This is a genomic window from Enterobacter sichuanensis (assembly GCF_002939185.1).
In the GTDB taxonomy this organism is placed as follows: domain Bacteria; phylum Pseudomonadota; class Gammaproteobacteria; order Enterobacterales; family Enterobacteriaceae; genus Enterobacter; species Enterobacter sichuanensis.
The window spans coordinates 25,538-51,286 of record NZ_POVL01000026.1; the positions used below are offsets into that span (position 1 = coordinate 25,538).

Here is a 25,749-nt window from a genome sequence, read left to right on the forward strand (position 1 = left end):
TTAATATGAAAATGCCAGTCGAATGACTGGCATTTTTTTGTCTATTTGAAGTCGACCGCCATTTGTTCCGGTATGCTCAGCCCCCGGGTGGTTTGCACGCAGCGGGCGATATAATCCGTAAACCGGGGTGGCTTCGGCATCCCCATGCTCAGCAGCTTGTCGTTGCTAAAGCGCACGTTAAGCGTGGCGAACGCACCGTATAACCGCATGGCTTTAAGCATCAGACGTTCATTGCACGGGCCAAAAATGTCCTTCAGCTCGCGGCGCATTCTGACCAGCGTTTCGTAGCTGACCTGCGCATATTTATCACCCACGGGGGCTTTCTCCAGCGCCTGCGCCATCGCATTATCAATATCGGCAAAGCGAACGCTGTTCTCTTCACCCGCCGAAATATGCACCACTTCCCCCGGACGAGCATTGCTGTGAAGCAGCATCAACAGCGCATCCGCACAGTAGTCCACCGGAACAACGTCGATCCGGTCTTCCATTGAGCACATAAACTTCTGCAGCATCAGACCCATGCTAAAGACCCAGAAAATGCTGCTCGATGGCGTGCAGCCGTGGCGGGTATGGCCGACAACGATGGACGGACGGGCAATCAGCAGCGGCAGGTCTGGACACGCCTGGCGCATCAGCTGTTCGATGGTTGACTTCGACCAGGTGTATTCCACCAGGTGTTCAGCATTCTCTCTGAATTCAGCGCTTTCGGCGACCAGGGAATCCTGTTCTGGCGTGCATGACATAGCCGTGCCGACGTGGAGGAAACGCTGTAGCGTTGAAACCTGCTCCATGCGGCGCGCCAGCGCCAGAGTACCTTCTACGTTGACCTTCCAGATCAGCGGGTTATTTCCGAATGAGGCAACGGCCGCACAGTTAACGACATGTGTGACCTGATCCAGACGCGGATCGTTCAGGAAGGCTTCCGGCTGGCTGAGATCGCCAATAAGGATATTCTCCACACTCAGGGAGGCCAGTTTGTCCTCAGGAACGTTAAACTTGCGCATGTTCTCCAGCACCCGCTCCAGCCCGCTCTGCGCATCGCCGGCTCGCGCGAGCAAAAGGAGTTTTACAGCTTGATCGCTGGCCAGAACTTTCTCCAGTACTGCACCACCCAGAAACCCCGTCACGCCTGTAATCATTAACATCTTCATTAATACCGTCTCATTATGATTGATGAGGCGGATTGTAGGCGTGCAAAAGTAAACGGCATTTAAATAATAAAACGCCGAAACCGACGGCCTCTTAAGCTTATTTTAAGGAAAGGAAATCAGGTGGAGATATTGGACATTGCAGGTGGGGCAAAAATTCAATTTATTAATTATTATATTTTAATTGTTTGATTTTAAAGTATTTTGAATGGTTTTGTTAGCGTGTTAAGCATAATTCAAAATGTAATTAATAAAATACTTTGTTACACCAAACATTTACCGGATAAATCATTTAAATAGAGCTTAACGCAAATCAGATGATATTAACCGCAGGCTATTTTATTTAGCCTGCGAAGGGTTTTCAGAGTAACAGAGGAAGCGTGGCGCTGGCGGTTTGCTGGCTAACGTCCCCGTAATGACCGTCCAGCGCAATCATGGATGTGGTCAGCAGCTCAACCAGCAGCATAACCCCAACCTTAGCATTGAGCGCGCCTGCGCTCAGTGGTCCCTCCGGTTTGGCGGCTACCAGCTGCATATCGCTCAGTGATGCCAGCGGGCTACGTGGCGTATTGCTGAGCGCCAGCACCGTAACGCCGCGCTTGCGGGCCAGTTTCACCACGTGAAGCAAATCCCGCGTTGAACCGGAGCTTGAGATGGCCACCACCAGGGTCTCTTTTGAAAGCGTGGTCGCATTCATGGCCGCGCGGTGCATATCGCTAAACAGCTGCGCCGGTTTGCCCAGCCGCAGCAGCTTATAGTGCAGATACTCCCCGAGTATGGCGCTGGCCGCAACGCCGTAAATCTGCACGGACTGTGCCTGATGCAGCGCCAGCGCGGCCTTTTCCAGCAGCGCGCGGTCGAGGAGTCGGGCGGTATCCTGCAAAGCCTGCACCGATTCCTCCACGACGTTATCAATTTCGTCCCCGGCCTGACGCGCGGGCTGGCCCTGCTGAATATCCAGCGCAAGCGCCATCTTAAATTCGTTATAGCCCTTGCAGCCCAGCGTGCGGCAAAGACGCGTGACGCTGGCCTCGCTGGTATGGCTTTCGCGGGCCAGCTCGGTGATCGTCAGGTAGAGCACCCGGGCTGGATCGCTGAGGACAAACTCACCGAGTTTCTGTTGTGTTGGGCTGTACCCGGAAGCCTCCTGGCGGAGCTTCAGCAGCAGGTTTTCATGATCCGACATGCCACGTCCTTAATGCGTTTCTCTGCGCCTAGTGTGGCGGAAAGCGGGGGAAAGATGCCAGTCATTTCGAAAAAGTATGATCGGGCTCCTGGTTTATGATGATAATTTTCACTATTAAATATTAATATGGTAAAAATTTTCATCTATAAAAAGGGGGATGAAAAAATGATGCAAATGTTCAGTGGGGCTTCTTCGGGCGGATGGTTTGAAAAAGCGCAGCGCTTTGGCAAATCCTTCATGTTGCCCATCGCCGTGTTGCCTGCGGCGGGTCTGCTGCTGGGAATAGGCGGCGCGCTATCGAATCCTAATACGCTGACGGCTTATCCGTTTTTAGATATGGGCTGGCTACAGGCGATTTTCACCATCATGAGCAGCGCAGGTTCAATCGTCTTTGCGAACCTCCCGGTGCTGTTTGCCGTTGGGGTGGCCGTCGGGCTGGCCAAAAGTGATAAGGGTACGGCTGGGCTGGCGGCGTTACTCGCATTTCTGGTGATGAATGCCACCATCAACGCGCTGCTGATCCTCACCGGCAAGCTGGCGCACGAGAACCCGGGAGCCGTGGGACAGGGCATGACGCTGGGCATTCAGACGCTGGAAACCGGCGTGTTTGGCGGCGTGGTGATTGGCCTGGTAACCTGCGCGCTTCATCATCGGTTTAATAAAATTGCGCTTCCGCAGTTTCTCGGGTTCTTTGGTGGCTCACGTTTTGTTCCCATTATCAGCTCCCTGGCGGCGATCCTCGTCGGGGCTGCAATGACCGTGGTCTGGCCGCATTTTCAGAAACTGATTTTTGGTCTGGGCGGGCTGGTGGATGCCACCGGTTATCTGGGGACGCTGCTGTACGGCTTTATTCTACGCATGCTGGGCCCGTTTGGGCTGCACCACATCTTCTATCTGCCGTTCTGGACCACCGCGCTCGGCGGCAGTGAGATGGTCAACGGTCACCTTGTTGAAGGCACACAGCGAATTTTCTTCGCCCAGCTGGCCGACCCTGCGACGCGTCAGTTCTATGAAGGTACGTCACGCTTCATGTCCGGGCGCTTTATTACGATGATGTTTGGCCTGCTCGGAGCATGTCTGGCGATGTACCACACGGCAAAACCCGAGAATAAAAAACGCGTTGCCGGGCTGTTACTTTCAGCGGCGTTGACCTCGTTCCTGACCGGGATCACCGAGCCCATCGAGTTCTCCTTCCTGTTTATCGCACCGGTGCTGTACGTCATCCATGCGCTGTTTGACGGGCTGGCATTCATGCTGGCGCACATGCTGCATATCACCATCGGGCAAACCTTCTCCGGCGGTTTTATCGACTTCGTGCTGTTCGGCATTTTGCAGGGGGAGGCCAAAACCCACTGGATGTTCGTTCCGCTGGTCGGCGTGCCGTGGTTCTTCCTCTACTACTTCACGTTCCGCTACCTGATTAACCGCTTTGATTTTGCCACGCCGGGCCGTGAAAAGGAGACGATGTCTGACGAGGTGACTCTCCCGCAAAGCGATCGCGCCGCGGCGGTGATTGCCGGATTAGGCGGAAAAGACAATCTGGAAGAGGTGGACTGCTGTGCCACGCGTCTTCGCGTCACGGTAAAAGACGGCAGCAAAGTGAATGACACGGCGCTGAAAGCCACCGGCGCGCGCGGCGTTATCGTGCGCGGAAACGGTGTTCAGGTCATCTATGGCCCGCACGTCACGATTATCAAAAACGAAGTGGAAGAGATCTTATCGTAATGAAAACTGTACTGGATACCCTGAAGGGAAAACTGGTCGTCTCCTGTCAGGCGCTGGAAAACGAACCCCTGCATAGCCCGTTTATTATGTCGCGAATGGCGCTGGCAGCGGCGCAGGGCGGAGCCGCCGCCATACGCGCCAACAGCGTAGTGGATATCGTGGCCATTAAACAGCAGGTGTCGTTGCCGGTTATCGGCATCATTAAGCGGGATTATGCCAACAGCGAGGTGTTTATCACCGCGACGATGACAGAGGTGGATGAGCTTATGACCGTCTCTCCGGAGATCATCGCGCTTGATGCGACGGCGCGGGCACGCCCCGGCGGTGAATCGCTGGAAGCCCTGGTCACGCGTATCCGCGCACGCTACCCCACGGTATTGCTGATGGCGGATATTTCCTCAACAGCGGAAGCCGTAACGGCGCAGGCGTTAGGTTTTGATTGCGTCGGCACCACGCTTTATGGCTATACGGCGGACACCGCGGGCCATGCTCTGCCGGAAAATGACTGTGCGTTCCTCAAGGCGGTGCTGGCGGCCGTCACGATTCCCGTGGTGGCTGAAGGCAACGTGGATACGCCCGAGCGTGCGGCCAGGTGTCTGGCGCTGGGCGCGCATACGGTTGTTGTCGGCGGCGCGATCACCCGTCCACAGCAAATTACCGAACGGTTTATGGCGGCGATTGACGCGCAAAGCACCGATGGAGCATGACCATCCGGCGGGGATCTGCGATACTTATCGTTTATCCCCTTTACTGAGATGACTATGCAGTACCCGATTAACGAGATGTTCCAGACCCTGCAAGGCGAGGGTTACTTTACCGGCGTTCCCGCTATCTTTATCCGTTTACAGGGATGCCCGGTTGGCTGTGCCTGGTGTGATACCAAACATACGTGGGATAAGCTCGCAGATCGGGAAGTGTCGCTGTTTAGCATTCTGGCGAAAACCAAAGAGAGCGATAAGTGGGGCGCGGGCAGTTCAGAAGATCTGCTGGCCATCATTGGTCGTCAGGGCTGGACGGCGCGCCATGTGGTGATCACCGGCGGCGAACCCTGCATTCACGATCTGACCCCGCTGACCGAGCTGCTCGAAAAGAACGGCTACAGCTGTCAGATTGAAACCAGCGGCACCCATGAAGTGCGTTGCTCGCATACCACCTGGGTGACGGTATCGCCGAAAGTGAATATGCGCGGCGGATACGATGTGCTGTCTCAGGCGCTGGAGCGCGCGGATGAGATTAAGCATCCGGTGGGACGCGTGCGTGATATCGAAGCGCTGGATGAACTGCTGGCGACGCTGACGGACGAAAAGCAGCGGGTGATCGCCCTGCAGCCTATCAGCCAGAAAGAGGACGCGACGCGCCTGTGCATTGAAACCTGCATTGCGCGCAACTGGCGCCTGTCGATGCAGACGCACAAATATCTGAATATCGCATGAAAAAAAGCCCGGTGGCGCTAGCGCTTACCGGGCCTGCGGTTCGAGGCGTTTGTAGGTCGGGTAAGGCGAAGCCGCCACCCGGCAAGCATCACTCGCCGCGATACACGCAGCCTGCCGTACAGGTCTCTTTGATCATCACCGCGCTCAGCAGCGGAACCAGCGGTTTCATCTGATCCCAAATCCATTTCGCCAGCACTTCGCTGGTCGGGTTTTCAAGACCCGGGATATCGTTCAGGTAGTAGTGATCCAGACGATCGTAAGTCGGTTTGAATGCAGCCTTCAGCTCGGCAAAATCCATGATCCAACCGGTATGCGGATCAACTTCACCGGTGATCTCAAGACGCACCATAAACGAATGCCCGTGCAGTCGGCCGCATTTGTGTCCTGCAGGAACATGCGGAAGGTGGTGGGCAGCTTCGAAGGTGAAATCTTTAAACAGTGTGGTGGACATGATCGCTCTCAGTAATGCGGAAAAAACCGCCGCATAGTACCGGAAAGCACAATTTTTCGCATTAACTAAAACGGCTCTGAAGCCTGAGCTTGCATTAACAGCGGTTTTATATGGTTTTTATTTAACAATTTCAAAAAGTTACTTAATCGGTTTTATCGCTAAGAATGATAACTAAAACAGGTTAGTCCATTTGGTTATTTATTATTTCCATCCCTTCTTTAATTGTTATTATCCTCGCCGTTAACCTTATCTCTAGTTTGGTCTTTTTGCATAAATTCCGCTTTGCTACTGGAACATAACGACGCATGACAACACAGGCCCCACCTTCAAATTTGCTTCCCCTGAACCCGGAGCAACTGGCGCGTCTTCAGGCTGCCACCTCTGACTTTTCTCCCACTCAGCTTGCCTGGGTCTCCGGTTATTTCTGGGGAATGCTCAATCAGCAGCCTGGCGCTGTGGCGGGGGCACCGGCAACGGCCGTTGAAATTCCGGCCATTACCCTGATTTCCGCTTCGCAAACAGGCAATGCCCGCCGCGTGGCTGAAGCACTGCGTGACGACCTGCTGGCCGCCAAACTGAACGTGAACCTGGTCAACGCCGGGGATTATAAATTTAAGCAAATCGCGTCGGAAAAACTGCTGGTGGTTGTCGCCTCTACCCAGGGTGAAGGTGAACCCGCTGAAGAAGCGGTGGCGCTGCATAAGTTCCTGTTCTCGAAAAAAGCTCCAAAACTGGATGGCACGGCGTTTGCCGTATTTGGCCTGGGCGATACCTCCTATGAATTCTTCTGCCAGTCCGGGAAAGATTTCGACAGTAAGCTGGCGGAGCTCGGCGCGGAGCGCCTGCTGGACCGCGTTGACGCAGATGTCGAATACCAGACCGCCGCAGCGGAATGGCGTGCCCGTATCGTTGAGGTGCTGAAAGCCCGCGTGCCAAAAGCGACGTCGGCGCAGGCGGCGTTCGCCGCGACGGGGGCGGTCAACGACATCCACACCAGTCCCTACACCAAAGAGGCGCCGCTGACCGCGAGCCTGTCGGTGAACCAGAAAATTACCGGCCGCGATTCTGAAAAAGACGTGCGCCATATCGAAATCGATCTCGGTGACTCTGGCCTGCGCTACCAGCCTGGCGATGCGCTGGGGGTCTGGTATCAGAACGATCCGGCGCTGGTGAAAGAGCTGGTTGAGCTGCTGTGGCTGAAAGGCGACGAGCCGGTCACTGTGGAAGGCAAAACGCTGCCTCTCTCTGAAGCATTGCAGTGGCATTTCGAGCTGACGGTCAACACGCCGAACATCGTCGAAAATTACGCCACCTTAACCCGCAGCGAATCCCTGCTGCCGCTGGTGGGTGACAAAGCGAAGCTGCAGCATTACGCGGCGACGACGCCGATTGTCGATATGGTGCGTTTCTCTCCGGCGCAGCTGGATGCCGGTGCGCTGGTCGGCCTGCTGCGTCCGCTGACCCCACGCCTGTACTCCATTGCCTCGTCTCAGGCCGAGGTGGAGAGCGAAGTGCATATCACCGTGGGCGTAGTGCGCTATGACATCGAAGGCCGCGCCCGTACGGGTGGAGCATCGGGCTTCCTGGCTGACCGCGTAGAAGAAGAGGGCGAAGTGCGCGTCTTTATCGAGCACAACGACAACTTCCGCCTGCCGGCGAACCCGGAAACGCCGGTCATCATGATTGGCCCGGGCACCGGTATCGCACCGTTCCGCGCCTTTATGCAGCAGCGTGCGGCAGACGGTGCGCCGGGTAAAAACTGGCTGTTCTTCGGGAACCCGCACTTTACGGAAGATTTCCTCTACCAGGTGGAGTGGCAGCGCTATGTCAAAGAAGGCGTACTGACCCGCATCGATCTGGCCTGGTCTCGCGATCAGAAAGAAAAAGTATACGTACAAGATAAACTGCGCGAACAGGGCGCAGAGCTGTGGCGCTGGATCAATGATGGTGCCCACATTTATGTCTGCGGCGATGCCAATCGCATGGCGAAAGACGTTGAGCAGACATTGCTGGAAGTGATTGCCGAATTCGGCGGTATGGATGCCGAAGCGGCGGATGAATTTTTAAGTGAGCTGCGCGTTGAGCGCCGTTATCAGCGAGATGTCTACTAATGAGCGAAAAACATCCAGGGCCACTGGTGGTCGAAGGTAAACTGACAGACGCCGAACGCATGAAGCTGGAAAGCAACTACCTGCGCGGCACCATTGCTGAAGATCTGAATGACGGTCTCACCGGCGGTTTCAAAGGCGACAACTTCCTGCTGATCCGTTTCCACGGCATGTACCAGCAGGATGACCGTGATATTCGTGCCGAGCGCGCGGAACAGAAGCTGGAGCCGCGTCATGCGATGCTGCTGCGCTGCCGTCTGCCGGGTGGGGTAATCACCACCAAACAGTGGCAGGCCATCGACAAGTTTGCCGGTGAAAACACGATCTACGGCAGCATCCGTCTGACCAACCGTCAGACCTTCCAGTTCCACGGCATTCTGAAGAAGAACGTGAAGCCGGTGCACCAGATGCTGCACTCCGTCGGGCTGGACGCGCTGGCGACCGCTAACGACATGAACCGTAACGTGCTCTGCACCTCTAACCCGTATGAGTCCGAGCTGCATGCTGAAGCGTACGAGTGGGCGAAGAAGATCTCTGAGCATCTGCTGCCGCGTACCCGCGCGTATGCAGAGATCTGGCTCGATCAGGAAAAAGTCGCGACCACGGACGAAGAGCCGATCCTCGGTCAGACCTACCTGCCGCGTAAGTTCAAAACCACGGTAGTGATCCCGCCGCAGAACGATATTGATCTGCACGCCAACGACATGAACTTCGTGGCGATTGCCGAAAACGGCAAGCTGGTGGGCTTTAACCTGCTGGTGGGTGGCGGTCTGTCCATCGAACACGGTAACAAGAAAACCTACGCCCGCACTGCGAGCGAGTTCGGCTTCCTGCCGCTCGAGCATACGCTGGCTGTTGCAGAAGCGGTGGTTACGACTCAGCGCGACTGGGGTAACCGTACCGACCGTAAAAACGCGAAAACCAAATACACCCTGGAGCGTGTGGGCGTGGAGACGTTCAAAGCGGAAGTGGAGCGTCGTGCGGGCATCAAATTTGAGCCGATTCGCCCTTACGAATTCACCAGCCGCGGCGATCGTATTGGCTGGGTTAAAGGCATCGACAATAAATGGCATCTGACGCTGTTTATCGAAAACGGCCGTATCCTGGACTATCCAGGGCGTCCGCTGAAAACCGGTCTGCTGGAAATCGCGAAGATCCATAAAGGTGAGTTCCGCATTACGGCTAACCAGAACCTGATCATTGCCGGCGTGCCGGAAAGCCAGAAAGCGAAGATCGAGAAGCTGGCGCGCGAACACGCCTTGATGGATGCGGTGAAGCCGCAGCGTGAAAACTCGATGGCCTGCGTGTCATTCCCGACCTGCCCGCTGGCGATGGCCGAAGCGGAGCGTTTCCTGCCGTCCTTCACTGACAAAGTGGAAGCGATTCTGGAAAAACACGGCATTCCGGACGAGCATATTGTTATGCGCGTCACCGGCTGCCCGAACGGCTGCGGTCGCGCGATGCTCGCCGAGCTGGGCCTGGTGGGGAAAGCGCCGGGGCGCTACAACCTGCACCTGGGCGGTAACCGTATCGGCACGCGTATTCCGCGTATGTTCCGCGAGAACATCACCGAGCCGGAAATTCTTGATTCCATCGACGAGCTTGTCGGGCGCTGGGCGAAAGAGCGCGAAGCGGGTGAAGGCTTCGGCGACTTTACGGTGCGTGCGGGCATCATTCGCCCGGTGCTCGATCCCGCCAGGGATTTCTGGGAGTAACCCATCCTTTGCCCGGTGGCGCTTTGCTTACCGGGCCTACGGGTTTTGTAGGCCGGGCAAACGCAGTGCCGCCCGGCAAAACAGGCAAACGAGGTTCTTATGTCCGTACTCGATCTAAACGCGCTTAACGCATTGCCGAAAGTCGAACGCATTCTGGCACTCGCCGAAACCAACGCTCAGCTGGAGAAGCTCGACGCCGAAGGGCGTGTGGCGTGGGCGCTGGAAAACCTGCCGGGAGACTATGTGCTGTCGTCGAGCTTTGGTATTCAGGCGGCGGTCAGTTTGCATCTGGTGAATCAGATCCGCCCGGGCATACCGGTGATCCTCACCGATACCGGCTACCTGTTCCCGGAAACCTACCAGTTTATTGACGAGCTGACGGACAAGCTCAGGCTGAACCTGAAAGTCTACCGCGCGGCTGAAAGCGCGGCCTGGCAGGAGGCGCGCTACGGCAAGCTGTGGGAGCAGGGTGTTGAGGGCATTGAGAAATACAATGAGATCAACAAGGTTGAGCCGATGAACCGGGCGCTGAAAGAGCTGAACGCGCAGACGTGGTTTGCGGGGCTGCGCCGTGAGCAGTCCGGCAGCCGCGCCACGCTGCCGGTGCTGGCGGTTCAGCGCGGGGTGTTTAAAGTGCTGCCGATCATCGACTGGGATAACCGGACGGTGTACCAGTACCTGCAAAAACACGGGCTGAAGTACCATCCGCTGTGGGATCAGGGCTACCTGTCAGTGGGAGATACCCACACCACGCGCAAATGGGAACCGGGAATGGCGGAAGAAGAGACGCGATTCTTTGGGCTGAAGCGCGAGTGCGGGCTGCACGAAGGGTAATTTCATTGACTCCCTCTCCCTGTGGGAGAGGGTTGGGGTGAGGGCATCAGGCCGCACGGCGTTCAAAAACCTCAGGCTTTCCCCGCTTTCGCCAGCTCCTTCACCAGCGGCAGCATCACTTTCACCACATCCCGGCTGCGGTGCTCTATGCGCTGCGGCAGGGCGCTATCAATGTGCTGTTGATTATCCAGCATCACGTTATGCCAGCTTCTCCCGTCCGGGAAGGCTTTCGATTTAGTCCGCTGCTGATAGCCATCTTTCTTGCCCAGCGACCAGTTTGTCGCTTCCACATACAGTACCGGAATGCCGGCCTTATCGAACACTTCGCCGTCGTTACAGCAGCCCGTTCCTCGCGGATAGCTGGCGTTCCCGCCAGGATTGGTCGTGGCATAAACGCCATGGCTGCGGGCAATCGCCAGCGCCCGGTCACGGGTCAGTTTCCGCACGGTACCTAGCGTACTCTGTCCGCTATTGAAATAGAGCTTATCGCCGACGATTAAATTATCGAGGTTAATCACCAGCAGCGTATTTTTCTTCTCTTCTGCACTCATGCGCTTAAGGAGATTCTCAGCGCCAAGCTTGCCTTCCTCTTCGCCGCTGGTCGCCACAAAGCGAATACCATATTTTGTCGGGATGTCTTTCATCCGCTCGGCCAGCTCAAGCATCACGCCCAGGCCTGCGGCGTTATCGTCCATGCCCTGCAGCGTCAGCCCACCGAGGTTGTTATCCGAATCTGCGTCACTCTGCGGGGCGTAGGTATCAAGGTGCGCCATAATAATGATCTGCTCAGCCGCGCGACCTTCATGTGCCGCGATAACCGTACTGCCGGTCACGTTATGCCAGTTTTTGGTTTTATTTCTGGAGGTATAAACGTAGCGACTGTGAAACGAACGGATATCGCTCTGGTAACCCATATCGGCAAACTGCTGACGAATATAGTCGGCGGAGAGCATTTCCGCCGGAGAGCCGGTCATGCGTCCGGGAAAGACGGTAGCAATATGCCGCGCCTGCATATTGGCGATTTCACCATACGGTTGATTTTTTGCCTGAGCCGGAAGGATAAAGCAAACGCCGAGCGCCAGGGCAGCGATACGGTGGCGCGTTGCGGAAAACATAGGGAGTCCTTAAAAAACAGAGCAAAATTTTAACCCGCCTAGTATGAAACTGTGATCGCCCATACACAATTTGAATTGCTCTTAAATGCCCGAAATTTCGCGTGTTAAGCACTTTTTGATATTTGCTTTTTCATTGCGTTATTCCATTGAGTAACTACTCATTCCAATTCGTAATTTCATTCGGTCTAAGCCGCCCCCTATAGTCCCTCTATTCCTTGTTGTGAGTGAGTTGTTGCTTGTGGACTATCTGCCCTTATTTGCCGCGATTAAAGAGAAACCGGTGCTGGTTGTTGGTACCGGTGACATTGCCGATCGCAAAATCGCGTTTCTGCAGCGTGCGGGCGCGCAGGTGCAGACCGTTGCAGAGGCAGATTTTGACGAATCACAGATCGACAGCGTGGTGCTGGTGATTGCGGCAACGGAAAATCGCGAACTCAACCGGCGGATCTCCGAGGCCGCGCAGGCGCGTTACCGCCTGGTGAACGTGGTCGACGACCAGCCTTTATGCTCGTTTATCTTCCCCTCAATCGTCGACCGATCGCCGCTGCTGGTGGCTATCTCTTCCGGCGGCACCGCACCGGTGCTGGCGCGCGTGCTGCGTGAAAAAATCGAAGCGCTGCTGCCAACCAGCCTTGGACGAATGGCGGAGAAAGCCAGCTACTGGCGCAACCATCTGAAAACCCGCCTGACCAGCGTGACGGAACGCCGTCGCTTCTGGGAGCGCGTGTTTCGCGGCCGCTTTGCCAGCCTGATGCATGCCGGTAATGAGACGGCGGCACAAAAAATTCTTGAAGACGAACTGGATAACCCCGGCAGCACGGGCGGGGAAATCATTCTGGTGGGGGCCGGGCCAGGTGATGCCGGACTCCTGACGCTGCGTGGCCTGCAGGTACTGCAGGATGCGGACGTGGTGTTCTATGACCACCTGGTTACCGACGGCGTGCGCGAACTGATCCGTCGTGATGCGGAGCAAATCTGCGTCGGCAAACGGGCAGGCGAGCACTCTGTCCCCCAGCATGACACCAACCAGATGCTGATTGCGGCCGCCAGAGCGGGCAAGACCGTGGTGCGCCTGAAAGGCGGCGATCCGTTTATTTTTGGTCGCGGCGGCGAAGAGCTGCAGGCGGCAGCCGAAGCGGGCGTGCCGTTCCAGGTGGTGCCAGGCATCACGGCGGCCTCTGCGGTAACGGCCTACGCCGGTATTCCGCTCACGCATCGCGATTACGCCCAGAGCGTGACCTTTGTGACCGGCCATTACAAGGCGGACAGCACGCCGTTTGACTGGTCGCACCTCGCCCAGAGCCGACAGACGCTGGCTATCTACATGGGCACCATGAAGGCGGCGGACATCAGCGAACAGCTTATTCAGCACGGCCGTGAGGCAACGACGCCAGTCGCCGTGATTTCCCGCGGTACGCGCGTCGATCAGCACGTTGCTGTCGGCACACTTCAGGAACTTGCAACCCTGGCGAAAGACGCCCCGATGCCCGCCCTGATTGTGGTTGGGGAAGTGGTGCAACTGCACAGCACGCTCGCCTGGTTTCAGCACACAACCGACACAGAAGGCTTCGGCGCTTCTGTCATAAATTTGGCTTAAGGAACGGTTATGGACCAAAAACGTCTTACTCACCTGCGACAGCTTGAAGCGGAAAGTATCCATATTATCCGCGAAGTGGCTGCCGAGTTTTCTAACCCGGTGATGATGTACTCCATCGGTAAAGATTCCAGCGTCATGCTGCATCTGGCGCGTAAAGCGTTTTATCCGGGTACGCTGCCGTTCCCGCTCCTGCACGTGGATACTGGCTGGAAATTCCGCGAGATGTATGAGTTCCGCGACCGTACCGCGAAAGCCTACGGCTGTGAGCTGCTGGTGCATAAAAACCCGGAAGGGGTGGCGATGGGCATTAACCCGTTCGTGCACGGCAGCGCCAAACACACCGATATCATGAAAACCGAGGGGCTGAAGCAGGCGCTGAATAAATACGGTTTTGATGCGGCCTTCGGCGGCGCGCGCCGTGACGAAGAGAAATCCCGCGCCAAAGAGCGCATCTACTCCTTCCGCGACCGCTTCCACCGCTGGGATCCCAAAAACCAGCGTCCGGAGCTGTGGCACAACTACAACGGTCAGATCAACAAAGGCGAAAGCATTCGCGTCTTCCCGCTCTCCAACTGGACCGAGCTGGATATCTGGCAGTACATCTATCTGGAAAATATCGAGATCGTTCCGCTGTATCTGGCGGCTGAACGCCCGGTGCTGGAGCGCGACGGCATGCTGATGATGATCGACGACGATCGTATCGACCTGCAGCCGGGGGAAGTGATCAAAAAACAGATGGTGCGTTTCCGTACCCTGGGCTGCTGGCCGCTGACCGGCGCGGTGGAATCCAGCGCGCAGACGCTGCCGGAGATCATCGAAGAGATGCTGGTGTCGACCACCAGCGAGCGACAGGGGCGCGTGATCGACCGCGACCAGGCAGGCTCGATGGAGCTGAAGAAACGTCAGGGTTATTTCTAAGGAGCCGCCATGAACACCACTATTGCTCAACAAATTGCCAAAGAAGGCGGCGTGGAAGCGTATCTGCACGCGCAACAACATAAAAGCCTGCTGCGTTTTCTGACCTGCGGCAGCGTGGATGACGGGAAAAGTACCCTTATTGGCCGCCTGCTGCACGATACGCGCCAGATTTATGAAGACCAGCTCTCTTCCCTGCATAACGACAGTAAGCGTCACGGTACCCAGGGCGAAAAACTCGACCTGGCGCTGCTGGTGGATGGCCTGCAGGCGGAACGCGAGCAGGGCATCACCATCGACGTGGCCTATCGTTATTTCTCCACCGAGAAGCGCAAATTTATTATCGCCGACACCCCGGGGCACGAGCAGTACACCCGCAATATGGCGACCGGTGCGTCGACCTGTGACCTGGCGATCCTGCTGATCGACGCCCGTAAAGGCGTGCTGGATCAGACCCGTCGCCACAGCTTTATCTCCACGCTGCTGGGGATCAAACACCTGGTGGTGGCCATCAATAAGATGGATCTGGTGAGCTTCAGTGAAGAGACGTTCGACGCGATCCGCCAGAGCTACCTGACCTTTGCTGAACAGCTGCCGGGCAACCTCGACATTCGCTTTGTGCCGCTCTCGGCGCTGGAAGGGGACAATGTCGCCTCCCAGAGCGCGAACATGCCGTGGTACAGCGGCCCGACGCTGCTGGAAGTGCTGGAGACCGTTGAGATCCAGCGCGTGGTCGACACCCAGCCGATGCGCTTTCCGGTGCAGTACGTCAACCGTCCGAACCTCGATTTCCGCGGGTTCTCCGGTACCCTCGCTTCGGGTGTCGTGAAGGTGGCGCAACGCGTCAAGGTGCTGCCATCCGGTGTGGAATCAACCATTGCCCGTATCGTTACCTTTGACGGTGACCTGCAGGAAGCGGGCGCCGGTGAAGCGGTAACGCTGGTACTGAAAGACGAGATTGATATCAGTCGCGGAGACCTGCTGGTGGATGCCCAGGAAACGCTGGCGGCCGTGCAGGGTGCTTCCGTGGACGTGGTATGGATGGCGGAGCAGCCGCTGACCGCGGGTCAGAGCTATGACATCAAAATTGCCGGCAAGAAAACCCGCGCCCGCGTGGATGGCATTCAGTTCCAGGTGGACATCAACAACCTGACCCAGCGCGAGGTCACCGAGCTGCCGCTGAACGGCATTGGTCTGGTCGATCTGACCTTCGACGAACCGCTGGTGCTGGATCCGTATCAGCAGAACCCGGTGACGGGCGGGCTGATCTTTATCGACCGCTTGACGAACGTCACCGTCGGCGCGGGAATGGTGCGCGAGCCAAACGAGCAGGCGAGCGTGGCCTCGGAATTCAGCGCCTTTGAGCTGGAACTGAACGCACTGGTGCGTAAGCACTTCCCGCACTGGGGCGCACGCGATCTGCTGGGAGGTAAGTAATGGCCGCCCATGATGAGAACGTCGTCTGGCATCCTCATCCGGTCACCCTCGCCCAGCGCGAACAGCTCCACGGCCACCGTGGGGTTGTGCTGTGGTTTACCGGGCTCTCTGGCTCCGGTAAATCCACGGTCGCCGGGGCGCTGGAAGAGGCGTTGCACCAGCAGGGAGTAAGCACCTACCTGTTGGATGGCGACAACGTGCGCCACGGCCTGTGCAGCGATTTGGGGTTCAGCGACGACGATCGTAAAGAGAACATCCGCCGGGTCGGGGAGGTCGCCAGCCTGATGGCGGACGCCGGGCTGGTAGTGCTGACGGCGTTTATCTCACCGCACCGCGCCGAGCGCCAGATGGTGCGCGAACGTGTGGGTCAGGATCGCTTTATCGAAGTGTTTGTCGACACCCCGCTGGAGGTTTGCGAAGCGCGCGATCCGAAAGGGCTGTACAAAAAAGCCCGTGCCGGTGAACTGCGCAACTTCACCGGCATTGACGCGGTCTACGAAGCGCCTGAATCGCCTGAAATTCACCTGGAAGGTCAACAATTGGTAACAAATTTAGTAAGCCAATTATTAGACCTGCTCAGACGGGACGATATTATCAGATCCTGAGACGGTATCGTTCGGGAGCTGTCTTCCCGAACGATGAGTCACGGTCACAGGATTAGCTATGCGCAACAGTGAAAATTACATCATCACCACCGGGTCGGAGCCGCTTGCGACCGACGACGAGACGACCTGGTCATTTCCTGGGGCCATCATTGGCTTCGTCTCATGGTTGCTGGCGCTTGGCATTCCGTTTCTCATCTACGGCGGTAACACGCTGTTCTTCTTTCTCTACACCTGGCCTTTCTTCCTGGCGTTAATGCCCGTGGCGGTGGTTGTCGGCATTGCGCTGCACTCGCTGCTCAATGGCCGCCTCCTCTACAGTACCGCGATCACGATTGTGACGGTGGTTCTGATGTTTGGCCTGTTATTTTTGTGGCTCATGGGCTAACTTCAGCCATAATTCAAACCGTAACCAACTGTGTGGCGATATTGTGCAGGACGATTCTGCGGAAAAAATGTGGTACATTTGCCCGCGATGTTGCGGCATCTCTGTTACCCCGGCGTTGTGCTCTGGGGAAGTCTTGGGATGAGGATGCCGTTTTTCAGGGGGCAGGATGGGTAAACTAACGCTGCTGTTGCTGGCTTTGCTAATCTGGCTGCAATATTCGCTGTGGTTCGGTAAGAACGGACTGCACGACTATAGCCGGGTGAGTGATGACGTCGCGGCTCAGCAGGCAACAAACGCCAAACTTAAGGCGCGAAACGATCAACTCTTCGCTGAAATTGATGACCTCAATGGCGGGCAAGAGGCGATTGAAGAACGCGCACGCAATGAACTCAGTATGACTAAGCCGGGCGAAACCTTTTATCGTCTGGTTCCGGATGCGTCTAAACGCAATCAGGGCTCAGCACAAAACAATCGATAATCAGGCCCAGGATTACGACATGGCAGTAACTTTTTCGGACGTATGCGCCGTGGTGCCGGCCGCAGGTTTTGGCCGGCGCATGCAGACAGAATGTCCCAAGCAATACCTCTCTATTGGCGATAAAACGATCCTCGAGCACGCCGTGGCGGCGCTGCTGGCGCACCCACGGGTGACGCGGGTGATCATCGCCATCAGCCCGGGCGATGCGCGCTTCGCGCAGTTACCGCTGGCCAATCACCCACAGATTACCGTTGTCGATGGCGGTGCCGAGCGCGCCGATTCCGTGCTGGCAGGCATTCAGGCTGCCGGAAACGCGCCATGGGTGCTGGTGCATGACGCGGCGCGTCCGTGTCTGCATCAGGACGATCTCGCTCGCCTGCTGGCGTTGAGTGAAACCAGTCGGGTGGGTGGCATTCTGGCTGCCCCTGTGCGTGACACCATGAAGCGTGCCGAGCCGGGCAAAGCGGCTATCGCCCACACCGTTGAGCGCGTCGATTTATGGCACGCCCTGACGCCACAATTTTTCCCCCGCGAATTACTCCATGACTGCTTAACGCGAGCGCTGAATGAAGGGGCGACCATTACGGACGAGGCCTCGGCGCTGGAGTATTGCGGTTTCCACCCAACGCTGGTTGAAGGACGTGCTGATAATATAAAAGTGACGCGTCCGGAAGATTTACAGCTCGCGGAATTCTATCTTACCCGTTCGACCCATCAGGAGAAGGCATAATGCGAATTGGACACGGTTTTGATGTACACGCCTTTGGCGGAGAAGGCCCAATTATCATTGGCGGCGTGCGCATTCCTTATGAAAAAGGGCTGCTGGCGCATTCTGATGGCGACGTGGCGCTGCATGCGCTTACCGACGCCTTACTGGGCGCTGCGGCGCTGGGCGATATTGGCAAACTGTTCCCGGACACCGACCCGGCCTTTAAAGGGGCGGACAGCCGCGAGCTGCTGCGCGAAGCGTGGCGCCGCATTCAGGCGAAAGGCTACACCCTCGGCAACGTTGACGTCACGATTATTGCTCAGGCACCGAAAATGCTGCCGCATATTCCGCAGATGCGCGTATTTATTGCTGAAGATCTGGGCTGCCATATGGACGACGTCAACGTCAAAGCGACGACCACCGAGAAGCTGGGCTTTACTGGCCGCGGTGAAGGCATTGCCTGTGAAGCCGTGGCGCTGCTGGTGAAGGCGAGCAAATGACAGATTTCGACAACCTGACCTACCTGCACGGTAAACCGCAGGGGCACGGGGTGCTGAAAGCCAGCCCTGAAGACTTCCTCGTGGTGGAGGATCTGGGCTTTGAGCCGGATGGCGAAGGCGAACATATCCTGGTGCGCATTCTTAAAAATGGCTGCAATACCCGTTTTGTGGCCGACGCTCTGGCAAAATTCCTCAAAATTCATGCCCGCGAAGTGAGCTTTGCTGGTCAGAAAGATAAACACGCCGTCACGGAACAGTGGCTCTGCGCCCGCGTGCCCGGCAATGCGATGCCTGATTTAAGCAAATTTGAACTTGAGGGCTGTAAGGTACTGGAATATGCCCGCCACAAGCGCAAACTGCGTCTGGGGGCGTTGAAAGGTAACGACTTTACGCTGGTGCTGCGTGAAGTGACCGACCGCGATGACGTGGAGAAACGCCTGAATGCCATCAGCGCGCAGGGCGTGCCGAACTACTTTGGCGCACAGCGTTTTGGGATCGGCGGCAGTAACCTGCAGGGCGCATTGCGCTGGGCGCAAAGCGATGCGCCGGTTCGTGACAGGAATAAACGCAGTTTTTGGTTGTCGGCGGCCCGCAGTGCGTTGTTTAATCAGATTGTGAGCGAAAGGCTGAAAAAACCGGACGCGAATCAAGTTGTTGTTGGCGATGCGCTACAATTAGCGGGACGCGGAAGCTGGTTTGTGGCAACGGCCGAAGAGATGGCCGATGTACAGTCGCGCGTGGACGCCAAAGCGCTGATGATTACCGCCGCGTTGCCCGGTACAGGCGACTGGGGAACCCAGGGCGAAGCCCTGACGGCGGAGCAGTCTGCCGTTGCGGATGCGCAGGCATTACAATCCTTGCTGGTGCGGGAAAAAGTCGACGCAGCACGCCGCGCGATGCTGCTTTATCCGCAGCAGTTAAGCTGGAACTGGTGGGATGACGTGACCGTCGAGTTACGTTTCTGGCTGCCGGCAGGTAGCTTTGCCACCAGTGTTGTCAGGGAACTTATCAACACGTCGGGTGATTATGCGAATATTGCTGAGTAACGATGACGGGATCCACGCGCCAGGCATTCAGACGCTGGCGAAACACCTCCGCGAATTCGCGGATGTGCAGGTCGTGGCTCCCGATCGTAACCGCAGTGGAGCGTCTAACTCGCTGACGCTGGAGTCGTCGCTTCGCACCTTTAGCTTTGAAAATGGCGATATTGCCGTGCAGATGGGCACGCCAACCGACTGCGTTTTTCTGGGCGTGAACGCGCTGATGCGGCCGCGTCCGGATATTGTCGTCTCCGGCATTAATGCCGGGCCCAACCTTGGCGATGACGTGATTTACTCCGGTACCGTGGCGGCTGCGATGGAAGGGCGTCACCTCGGGTTTCCGGCGCTGGCGGTCTCGTTAAACGGCCACACCCATTACGATACCGCCGCCGTGGTGACCTGTTCGATCCTGCGGGCCCTCAGCCGCGAGCCGTTGCGCACCGGACGCATCCTCAATATCAACGTGCCGGATCTGCCCCTGAGTGAGATTAAAGGCATTCGCGTCACCCGGTGCGGAAGCCGGCATCCGGCCGATCAGGTGATCCCGCAGCAGGATCCGCGCGGCAACACGCTTTACTGGATTGGTCCTCCCGGCGAGAAGTGCGATGCGGGCCCGGATACCGACTTTGCCGCTGTGGATGAAGGCTATGTTTCGGTGACGCCGTTGCACGTAGATTTAACCGCGTATAGCGCGCATGATGTGGTGTCGGGCTGGCTGGATCGCGCAGGAGTGAACGCGCAATGGTAAACAAACGTGTACAAACTCTTCTGGAGCAACTCCGCGCGCAGGGGATCCGCGACGAGCACGTGCTTGACGCGCTCGCCCGGGTTCCGCGTGAGAAATTTGTCGACGAGGCGTTTGAACACAAAGCGTGGGAAAACGTGGCGCTGCCCATCGGGCAGGGCCAGACGATTTCGCAGCCTTATATGGTAGCGCGGATGACGGAGCTGCTGGAGCTCACGCCCAACTCCCGCGTGCTGGAGATCGGTACCGGGTCGGGGTATCAGACCGCGATCCTGGCGCATCTGGTACATCATGTCTGCTCCGTTGAGCGGATTAAAGGTTTACAGTGGCAGGCGCGTCGCCGCCTGAAACAACTTGATTTACATAATGTTTCGACACGACACGGTGATGGATGGCAGGGTTGGCAGGCTCGCGCCCCGTTTGACGCCATCATCGTGACGGCGGCCCCACCTGAAATACCTGTGGCACTGTTGTCGCAGCTGGATGAGGGGGGCATTCTTGTTCTGCCCGTCGGGGACGAGCAGCAGCTTCTGAAGCGCGTTCGTCGCCGCGGCGGCGAGTTTATTATCGATACCGTGGAAGCCGTGCGCTTTGTGCCTCTGGTAAAGGGGGAGTTAGCCTGAGACTCGGAATTATCCAGGGTTATTAAGGCAAATTCAGCGTATGGTGTGGCGCGAAAGATTCGTGCCATCACGGTAAATTTTAAGTCACTGGTAGTTAACACATTCCTGGGGGATAAATGAGCGCGGGAAGCCCTAAATTCACCATCAGCCGTGTTGCGGCATTATCACTGGTTTCGCTCTGGCTGGCAGGTTGCACAAGTTCTAATAACGCGCCTGCGCCCGTCAGTTCCGTCGGCGGAAACAGCGGCTCCGGTAACACGTCCAGCGGAATGTTAATCACGCCGCCGCCTAAAATGGGCACTGCTGCACCGCAGCAAACACCACAAATTCAGCCTGTGCAACATCCTGTTACACAGCCAATGCAGGTTCAGCCAGTTGAACAACCTGTTCAGACCCAAAATGGCCGCATAGTCTATAACCGCCAGTATGGGAACATTCCGAAAGGCAGTTATACCGGTGGCAGCACCTATACCGTGAAGCGTGGCGACACGTTGTTCTATATTGCCTGGATCACCGGGAACGATTTCCGTGACCTCGCCCAGCGCAATAACGTGCAGGCCCCATACGGTCTGGAAGTCGGGCAAACGCTGCAGGTTGGCAACGCAACGGGTACGCCGCTTACGCCTGGCAACACCGTTTCCGCAGCCGACGTGACCGCGCAAAATAACAGCGTTAAGCCTGCACAAAAATCCACCACGGTGGTTGCTTCACAACCTGTAATTACGTATTCTGAGGATTCAGGTGATCAGACTGCTAACAAAATGTTGCCGAATAATAAAGGGACTGCGACTGTTGTCACAGCACCGGTAACGGCACCTGTGGTTAGCTCTACTGAACCGACTGCCAGCAGTATGACATCCAGTTCGCCAATCTCTGCATGGCGCTGGCCAACTGACGGCAAGGTTATCGAAAACTTCTCTTCCTCCGAAGGGGGAAATAAAGGGATCGATATCGCAGGGAGTAAAGGACAGGCTATCATCGCGACCGCAGACGGACGCGTTGTGTATGCCGGTAACGCTCTGCGCGGTTACGGTAATCTTATCATCATCAAACACAACGATGATTACCTGAGTGCCTACGCCCATAACGACACAATGCTGGTCCGGGAACAACAAGAAGTTAAGGCGGGGCAAAAAATCGCTACCATGGGTAGCACCGGAACCAGTTCTACACGCTTGCATTTTGAAATTCGTTACAAGGGGAAATCCGTAAACCCGCTGCAGTACTTGCCGCAGCGATAATTTGACGGGGCATGCCAGCCAGGGTGTCTCGTCCAGGGATCACGGGTAGGAGCCACCTTATGAGTCAGAATACGCTGAAAGTTCATGATTTAAATGAAGACGCGGAATTTGATGAGAACGGAGTAGAGGCTTTTGACGAAAAAGCCTTAGTAGAAGAGGAACCCAGTGATAACGATTTGGCTGAAGAAGAGCTGTTATCGCAGGGCGCCACACAGCGTGTACTGGACGCGACTCAGCTTTACCTTGGGGAGATTGGTTACTCCCCACTGCTAACGGCCGAAGAAGAAGTCTATTTCGCACGTCGTGCTTTGCGTGGTGATGTGGCCTCGCGTCGTCGCATGATTGAAAGTAACCTGCGACTGGTCGTGAAAATTGCCCGCCGTTACGGCAATCGTGGTCTGGCTCTGCTGGATCTGATTGAAGAGGGCAACTTAGGTCTCATCCGCGCAGTTGAGAAGTTTGACCCGGAACGCGGGTTCCGTTTCTCAACCTACGCGACCTGGTGGATTCGTCAGACCATCGAACGGGCTATTATGAACCAGACCCGTACGATCCGCCTGCCGATTCACATCGTCAAAGAGTTGAACGTGTATCTGCGCACCGCGCGCGAGTTGTCCCATAAACTGGACCACGAGCCAAGCGCAGAAGAAATTGCCGAACAACTCGATAAACCGGTTGATGACGTAAGCCGTATGCTGCGTCTCAACGAGCGCATTACCTCCGTTGACACCCCGCTGGGTGGCGACTCCGAAAAAGCGCTGCTGGACATCCTGGCTGATGAAAAAGACAACGGCCCGGAAGACACCACGCAGGACGATGACATGAAGCAGAGCATCGTCAAATGGCTGTTCGAACTGAACGCCAAACAGCGTGAAGTGCTGGCACGTCGTTTCGGTTTGCTGGGGTATGAAGCTGCGACACTGGAAGATGTCGGCCGTGAAATTGGCCTGACCCGTGAACGTGTTCGTCAGATTCAGGTTGAAGGTCTGCGCCGTCTGCGTGAAATCCTGCAGGGGCAAGGTCTGAATATCGAAGCGCTGTTCCGCGAATAAGCAACCTTTCGTCAAAAAAGGCCCGTCGTGAGACGGGCCTTTTTCTTTTCTGGTTGATTGAGCACCGCGGTTGACCAGTGTGCGTTTTCATGGGGTCATGGCTTTTCCTTAGCCATCATTTTGCTGATCATCGCCGTGAACTGCTTGCGCTCATTCTCGGTTAAACGTCCTAAAAACGCCTCATCCACCGCGTTGCCCACCGGTTTACAGCCTGCAAGCAGGGCTTCACCTTCTGGTGTCAGGAAGACAAAGCGGCGGCGCTTATCTGCCGGGTCGTGCTCGCGTTTGACCAGCCCGCGCGCCTCCATGCGGCTCAGCATTTCCGCCAGGGTCGCTTTCGTGCTGACCGCCACTTCAGTCAATGCCACCTGTTCAATACCCGGATGCTCAGCAATCGAGCGCATCACCGCATATTGCGGCTTGGTCAGTTCCGGTAAGGCATGTTGCCACTGCGCGGTATGCTGTTGAAAAAGCTGACGTAACAGGTGGAACGCCTCTTGTCTTAGTTCCATGAACACTCCGACGGAAAAAATCTCCCTCTATCATAGCCGCTATTGCTCTGGATTTTAACGCAGCAACTTTTAGCAATTAGTGTGATCGTGTACGAACGATCTTGTCAGAAAAACGATCCGGGAGTAGCTTATTTATAATGTTCGTATACGAACAAAATATTGAGGTGCTGAATGAGATTGATCGTGGGAATGACGGGGGCAACGGGGGCTCCGCTGGGCGTGGCGCTGCTGCAGGCGCTGCGGGAAATGCCAGAGGTGGAGACCCACCTGGTGATGTCGAAGTGGGCAAAAACCACCATTGAGCTGGAAACGTCCTGCACCGCGCAGGATGTCGCTGCTCTGGCTGACGTGGTCCACAGCCCGGCGGACCAGGCCGCGACCATCTCCTCCGGTTCGTTTCGCACCGACGGCATGATCGTCATTCCCTGCAGTATGAAAACGCTGGCGGGCATCCGTGCCGGTTACGCCGAAGGGCTGGTGGGCCGTGCGGCCGATGTGGTGCTGAAAGAGGGGCGCAAGCTGGTGCTGGTTCCCCGTGAAACGCCGCTCAGCACCATTCATCTGGAGAACATGCTCGCACTTTCCCGCATGGGTGTGGCGATGGTGCCGCCTATGCCTGCGTATTACAACCATCCGCAAACCGCCGATGACATTACCTGGCATATCGTGACGCGCGTGCTTGACCAGTTTGGTCTGGAGCATAAAAAGGCGCGCCGCTGGAACGGGTTACGCGAAGCGAAACATTTTTCACAGGAGAATAAAGATGGCATTTGATGATTTGAGAAGCTTCCTGCAGGCGCTCGATGAGCAAGGGCAACTGCTGAAAATTGAGGAAGAGGTGAACGCTGAGCCAGATCTGGCGGCGGCAGCCAACGCGACGGGACGCATCGGTGACGGCGCGCCGGCGTTGTGGTTCGATAACATTCGCGGCTTCACCGATGCCCGGGTGGTGATGAACACGATAGGCTCCTGGCAGAACCATGCCATCTCAATGGGGCTTCCGGCCAATACGCCGGTGAAAAAACAGATCGACGAGTTTATTCGTCGCTGGGATAAATTCCCCGTCACGCCTGAACGGCGGGCTAATCCGGCCTGGGCGCAGAATACGGTCGACGGTGAGGACATTAACCTGTTCGATATTCTGCCGCTGTTCCGTCTGAACGACGGCGACGGGGGTTTTTATCTCGATAAAGCGTGCGTCGTCTCGCGCGATCCGCTTGACCCGGATCACTTCGGCAAGCAGAACGTCGGGATCTACCGCATGGAAGTGAAGGGCAAGCGTAAGCTTGGCCTGCAGCCGGTACCGATGCACGATATCGCCCTGCATTTGCACAAAGCGGAAGAGCGCGGTGAAGATCTGCCGGTGGCGATTACGCTCGGCAACGATCCCATTATCACTCTGATGGGCGCGACGCCGCTGAAATACGATCAATCCGAGTATGAAATGGCGGGTGCGCTGCGTGAAAGCCCGTACCCGATAGCCACCGCGCCGCTGACCGGCTTTGATGTGCCGTGGGGCTCTGAAGTGATCCTGGAAGGGGTGATTGAGGGCCGTAAACGTGAAATCGAAGGGCCGTTCGGTGAGTTTACCGGGCACTATTCCGGCGGGCGTAACATGACGGTAGTGCGAATTGATAAGGTCTCTTACCGCACCCAACCGATTTTCGAATCTCTCTACCTTGGCATGCCGTGGACCGAGATTGACTATCTGATGGGGCCGGCCACCTGTGTGCCGCTCTACCAGCAGCTGAAAGCAGAATTCCCGGAAGTGCAGGCGGTGAACGCGATGTACACCCACGGTCTGCTGGCGATTATCTCCACCAAAAAACGTTACGGCGGCTTTGCCCGAGCGGTCGGTTTACGTGCCATGACCACGCCGCACGGTCTGGGCTACGTGAAGATGGTGATTATGGTGGATGAGGATGTCGATCCGTTCAACCTCCCGCAGGTGATGTGGGCGCTGTCGTCGAAAGTAAACCCGGCAGGGGATCTGGTGCAACTGCCGAATATGTCGGTGCTTGAACTCGATCCGGGCTCCAGCCCGGCAGGCATTACCGACAAACTGATTATCGATGCCACCACGCCTGTGGCACCGGACAACCGTGGCCATTATAGCCAGCCGGTACAGGATCTTCCTGAAACCAAAGCCTGGGCTGAAAAACTGACCGCCATGCTGGCAGCACGTCAATAAGGAG

General features: G+C 56.7%; 26 protein-coding genes. 21 read left to right on the top strand and 5 right to left on the bottom strand.

Features of this window, described 5'->3' with window-relative positions:
- Positions 1-41: 41 nt before the first annotated feature.
- The gene (locus C5687_RS13020) at positions 42-1,151 is read right to left on the bottom strand and encodes an SDR family oxidoreductase (RefSeq protein ID WP_059384990.1); all 1,110 of its coding nucleotides are present in this window, start codon (positions 1,149-1,151) and stop codon (positions 42-44) included.
- 358 nt (positions 1,152-1,509) lie between these two features.
- On the bottom strand, positions 1,510-2,334 hold the full coding sequence (locus C5687_RS13025) for a MurR/RpiR family transcriptional regulator (protein ID WP_025757061.1): 825 nt from the start codon (positions 2,332-2,334) through the stop codon (positions 1,510-1,512).
- Positions 2,335-2,499: 165 nt separating this feature from the next.
- Here C5687_RS13025 and C5687_RS13030 point away from each other — a divergent pair, with 165 nt between their 5' ends.
- Genes C5687_RS13030 through queE form a run of 3 tightly spaced genes read left to right on the top strand, consistent with a single transcriptional unit; the run spans position 2,500 to position 5,492 of the window.
- Positions 2,500-4,059, top strand: a complete 1,560-nt coding sequence (locus tag C5687_RS13030) for a maltose/glucose-specific PTS transporter subunit IIC (protein ID WP_059385021.1) — start codon at positions 2,500-2,502, stop codon at positions 4,057-4,059.
- On the top strand, positions 4,059-4,766 hold the full coding sequence (locus C5687_RS13035; protein WP_104557084.1) for an N-acetylmannosamine-6-phosphate 2-epimerase: 708 nt from the start codon (positions 4,059-4,061) through the stop codon (positions 4,764-4,766). The genes C5687_RS13030 and C5687_RS13035 overlap by 1 nt, the downstream gene beginning before the upstream one ends.
- Positions 4,767-4,820: 54 nt before the next feature.
- Positions 4,821-5,492 (top strand): 7-carboxy-7-deazaguanine synthase QueE, encoded by a 672-nt coding sequence (gene queE / locus C5687_RS13040; RefSeq protein ID WP_023309006.1) that lies wholly within the window; start codon positions 4,821-4,823, stop codon positions 5,490-5,492.
- Positions 5,493-5,580: 88 nt separating this feature from the next.
- Here queE and queD read toward each other — a convergent pair whose 3' ends face one another.
- Entirely contained in the window at positions 5,581-5,943 is a 363-nt protein-coding gene (queD, locus tag C5687_RS13045; protein WP_003862700.1) for a 6-carboxytetrahydropterin synthase QueD, read from the bottom strand.
- Positions 5,944-6,248: 305 nt separating this feature from the next.
- On the opposite strand from queD, the gene cysJ reads away from it, so the two are divergent.
- The 3 genes from cysJ (at position 6,249) to cysH (ending at position 10,600) form a co-directional block, all read left to right on the top strand.
- Positions 6,249-8,054, top strand: coding sequence for an NADPH-dependent assimilatory sulfite reductase flavoprotein subunit (gene cysJ / locus C5687_RS13050; protein WP_059384992.1), 1,806 nt, complete (start codon positions 6,249-6,251; stop codon positions 8,052-8,054).
- Positions 8,054-9,766, top strand: a complete 1,713-nt coding sequence (cysI, locus tag C5687_RS13055; RefSeq protein WP_059384993.1) for an assimilatory sulfite reductase (NADPH) hemoprotein subunit — start codon at positions 8,054-8,056, stop codon at positions 9,764-9,766. Before cysJ ends, cysI begins: the two co-directional genes overlap by 1 nt.
- Before the next feature lie 99 nt (positions 9,767-9,865).
- Positions 9,866-10,600, top strand: a complete 735-nt coding sequence (gene cysH / locus C5687_RS13060) for a phosphoadenosine phosphosulfate reductase (RefSeq protein WP_095441260.1) — start codon at positions 9,866-9,868, stop codon at positions 10,598-10,600.
- Between the two features lie 71 nt (positions 10,601-10,671).
- Here the strand turns inward: cysH and C5687_RS13065 are convergent, their stop codons facing one another.
- Entirely contained in the window at positions 10,672-11,715 is a 1,044-nt protein-coding gene (locus tag C5687_RS13065; protein WP_104557085.1) for an aminopeptidase, read from the bottom strand.
- A 238-nt stretch (positions 11,716-11,953) separates the two neighbouring features.
- Here C5687_RS13065 and cysG point away from each other — a divergent pair, with 238 nt between their 5' ends.
- From cysG to rpoS, 13 genes are all read left to right on the top strand, one after another.
- Positions 11,954-13,312, top strand: a complete 1,359-nt coding sequence (gene cysG / locus C5687_RS13070; RefSeq protein ID WP_095441262.1) for a siroheme synthase CysG — start codon at positions 11,954-11,956, stop codon at positions 13,310-13,312.
- 9 nt (positions 13,313-13,321) lie between these two features.
- A complete protein-coding gene (cysD, locus tag C5687_RS13075) occupies positions 13,322-14,230 on the top strand; it encodes a sulfate adenylyltransferase subunit CysD (RefSeq protein WP_006811770.1) in 909 nt (302 codons plus the stop codon).
- 9 nt (positions 14,231-14,239) lie between these two features.
- Complete coding sequence (gene cysN, locus C5687_RS13080; RefSeq protein WP_104557086.1) at positions 14,240-15,664, top strand: sulfate adenylyltransferase subunit CysN; 1,425 nt, start codon at positions 14,240-14,242, stop codon at positions 15,662-15,664.
- Entirely contained in the window at positions 15,664-16,269 is a 606-nt protein-coding gene (gene cysC / locus C5687_RS13085) for an adenylyl-sulfate kinase (RefSeq protein ID WP_104557087.1), read from the top strand. Before cysN ends, cysC begins: the two co-directional genes overlap by 1 nt.
- A 58-nt stretch (positions 16,270-16,327) precedes the next feature.
- Positions 16,328-16,654 carry a DUF3561 family protein gene (locus tag C5687_RS13090; RefSeq protein ID WP_045286500.1) on the top strand — a complete coding sequence of 109 codons (327 nt, stop codon included), beginning with the start codon at positions 16,328-16,330 and terminating at the stop codon, positions 16,652-16,654.
- Between the two features lie 166 nt (positions 16,655-16,820).
- On the top strand, positions 16,821-17,132 hold the full coding sequence (gene ftsB, locus C5687_RS13095) for a cell division protein FtsB (protein WP_008499609.1): 312 nt from the start codon (positions 16,821-16,823) through the stop codon (positions 17,130-17,132).
- 19 nt (positions 17,133-17,151) lie between these two features.
- Complete coding sequence (gene ispD / locus C5687_RS13100; RefSeq protein WP_025757072.1) at positions 17,152-17,862, top strand: 2-C-methyl-D-erythritol 4-phosphate cytidylyltransferase; 711 nt, start codon at positions 17,152-17,154, stop codon at positions 17,860-17,862.
- On the top strand, positions 17,862-18,341 hold the full coding sequence (ispF, locus tag C5687_RS13105; RefSeq protein WP_008499607.1) for a 2-C-methyl-D-erythritol 2,4-cyclodiphosphate synthase: 480 nt from the start codon (positions 17,862-17,864) through the stop codon (positions 18,339-18,341). The genes ispD and ispF overlap by 1 nt, the downstream gene beginning before the upstream one ends.
- On the top strand, positions 18,338-19,387 hold the full coding sequence (gene truD, locus C5687_RS13110) for a tRNA pseudouridine(13) synthase TruD (RefSeq protein WP_025757073.1): 1,050 nt from the start codon (positions 18,338-18,340) through the stop codon (positions 19,385-19,387). The genes ispF and truD overlap by 4 nt, the downstream gene beginning before the upstream one ends.
- Entirely contained in the window at positions 19,368-20,129 is a 762-nt protein-coding gene (gene surE / locus C5687_RS13115; RefSeq protein ID WP_025757074.1) for a 5'/3'-nucleotidase SurE, read from the top strand. Before truD ends, surE begins: the two co-directional genes overlap by 20 nt.
- Positions 20,123-20,749 carry a protein-L-isoaspartate(D-aspartate) O-methyltransferase gene (locus C5687_RS13120; RefSeq protein ID WP_025757075.1) on the top strand — a complete coding sequence of 209 codons (627 nt, stop codon included), beginning with the start codon at positions 20,123-20,125 and terminating at the stop codon, positions 20,747-20,749. Before surE ends, C5687_RS13120 begins: the two co-directional genes overlap by 7 nt.
- Positions 20,750-20,865: 116 nt before the next feature.
- Positions 20,866-21,990: a murein hydrolase activator NlpD gene (gene nlpD, locus C5687_RS13125; RefSeq protein ID WP_045286502.1), complete on the top strand. Its 1,125-nt coding sequence runs from the start codon at positions 20,866-20,868 to the stop codon at positions 21,988-21,990.
- Positions 21,991-22,049: 59 nt separating this feature from the next.
- Positions 22,050-23,042, top strand: coding sequence for an RNA polymerase sigma factor RpoS (gene rpoS, locus C5687_RS13130; RefSeq protein ID WP_008499600.1), 993 nt, complete (start codon positions 22,050-22,052; stop codon positions 23,040-23,042).
- A 95-nt stretch (positions 23,043-23,137) separates the two neighbouring features.
- On the opposite strand, the gene C5687_RS13135 is transcribed toward rpoS, so the two are convergent.
- The gene (locus tag C5687_RS13135; protein ID WP_025757077.1) at positions 23,138-23,554 is read right to left on the bottom strand and encodes a MarR family winged helix-turn-helix transcriptional regulator; all 417 of its coding nucleotides are present in this window, start codon (positions 23,552-23,554) and stop codon (positions 23,138-23,140) included.
- Positions 23,555-23,725: 171 nt separating this feature from the next.
- Between C5687_RS13135 and C5687_RS13140 the strand changes: the two genes are divergently transcribed.
- Together C5687_RS13140 and C5687_RS13145 are read left to right on the top strand one after the other, a co-directional pair.
- Entirely contained in the window at positions 23,726-24,328 is a 603-nt protein-coding gene (locus C5687_RS13140) for a non-oxidative hydroxyarylic acid decarboxylases subunit B (RefSeq protein ID WP_047959362.1), read from the top strand.
- Positions 24,318-25,745: a non-oxidative hydroxyarylic acid decarboxylases subunit C gene (locus C5687_RS13145; protein ID WP_095441266.1), complete on the top strand. Its 1,428-nt coding sequence runs from the start codon at positions 24,318-24,320 to the stop codon at positions 25,743-25,745. Before C5687_RS13140 ends, C5687_RS13145 begins: the two co-directional genes overlap by 11 nt.
- The last annotated feature ends 4 nt before the right edge of the window (positions 25,746-25,749 follow it).

Excerpts from the sequence above, each read along its gene's own strand:
- C5687_RS13020 (WP_059384990.1), bottom strand. The coding sequence starts at position 1,151 with ATGAAGATGTTAATGATTACAGGCGTGACGGGGTTTCTGGGTGGTGCA.
- C5687_RS13025 (WP_025757061.1), bottom strand. The coding sequence starts at position 2,334 with ATGTCGGATCATGAAAACCTGCTGCTGAAGCTCCGCCAGGAGGCTTCC.
- C5687_RS13030 (WP_059385021.1), top strand. The coding sequence starts at position 2,500 with ATGATGCAAATGTTCAGTGGGGCTTCTTCGGGCGGATGGTTTGAAAAA.
- C5687_RS13035 (WP_104557084.1), top strand. The coding sequence starts at position 4,059 with ATGAAAACTGTACTGGATACCCTGAAGGGAAAACTGGTCGTCTCCTGT.
- queE (WP_023309006.1), top strand. The coding sequence starts at position 4,821 with ATGCAGTACCCGATTAACGAGATGTTCCAGACCCTGCAAGGCGAGGGT.
- queD (WP_003862700.1), bottom strand. The coding sequence starts at position 5,943 with ATGTCCACCACACTGTTTAAAGATTTCACCTTCGAAGCTGCCCACCAC.
- cysJ (WP_059384992.1), top strand. The coding sequence starts at position 6,249 with ATGACAACACAGGCCCCACCTTCAAATTTGCTTCCCCTGAACCCGGAG.
- cysI (WP_059384993.1), top strand. The coding sequence starts at position 8,054 with ATGAGCGAAAAACATCCAGGGCCACTGGTGGTCGAAGGTAAACTGACA.
- cysH (WP_095441260.1), top strand. The coding sequence starts at position 9,866 with ATGTCCGTACTCGATCTAAACGCGCTTAACGCATTGCCGAAAGTCGAA.
- C5687_RS13065 (WP_104557085.1), bottom strand. The coding sequence starts at position 11,715 with ATGTTTTCCGCAACGCGCCACCGTATCGCTGCCCTGGCGCTCGGCGTT.
- cysD (WP_006811770.1), top strand. The coding sequence starts at position 13,322 with ATGGACCAAAAACGTCTTACTCACCTGCGACAGCTTGAAGCGGAAAGT.
- cysN (WP_104557086.1), top strand. The coding sequence starts at position 14,240 with ATGAACACCACTATTGCTCAACAAATTGCCAAAGAAGGCGGCGTGGAA.
- cysC (WP_104557087.1), top strand. The coding sequence starts at position 15,664 with ATGGCCGCCCATGATGAGAACGTCGTCTGGCATCCTCATCCGGTCACC.
- C5687_RS13090 (WP_045286500.1), top strand. The coding sequence starts at position 16,328 with ATGCGCAACAGTGAAAATTACATCATCACCACCGGGTCGGAGCCGCTT.
- ftsB (WP_008499609.1), top strand. The coding sequence starts at position 16,821 with ATGGGTAAACTAACGCTGCTGTTGCTGGCTTTGCTAATCTGGCTGCAA.
- ispD (WP_025757072.1), top strand. The coding sequence starts at position 17,152 with ATGGCAGTAACTTTTTCGGACGTATGCGCCGTGGTGCCGGCCGCAGGT.
- ispF (WP_008499607.1), top strand. The coding sequence starts at position 17,862 with ATGCGAATTGGACACGGTTTTGATGTACACGCCTTTGGCGGAGAAGGC.
- truD (WP_025757073.1), top strand. The coding sequence starts at position 18,338 with ATGACAGATTTCGACAACCTGACCTACCTGCACGGTAAACCGCAGGGG.
- surE (WP_025757074.1), top strand. The coding sequence starts at position 19,368 with ATGCGAATATTGCTGAGTAACGATGACGGGATCCACGCGCCAGGCATT.
- C5687_RS13120 (WP_025757075.1), top strand. The coding sequence starts at position 20,123 with ATGGTAAACAAACGTGTACAAACTCTTCTGGAGCAACTCCGCGCGCAG.
- nlpD (WP_045286502.1), top strand. The coding sequence starts at position 20,866 with ATGAGCGCGGGAAGCCCTAAATTCACCATCAGCCGTGTTGCGGCATTA.
- rpoS (WP_008499600.1), top strand. The coding sequence starts at position 22,050 with ATGAGTCAGAATACGCTGAAAGTTCATGATTTAAATGAAGACGCGGAA.
- C5687_RS13135 (WP_025757077.1), bottom strand. The coding sequence starts at position 23,554 with ATGGAACTAAGACAAGAGGCGTTCCACCTGTTACGTCAGCTTTTTCAA.
- C5687_RS13140 (WP_047959362.1), top strand. The coding sequence starts at position 23,726 with ATGAGATTGATCGTGGGAATGACGGGGGCAACGGGGGCTCCGCTGGGC.
- C5687_RS13145 (WP_095441266.1), top strand. The coding sequence starts at position 24,318 with ATGGCATTTGATGATTTGAGAAGCTTCCTGCAGGCGCTCGATGAGCAA.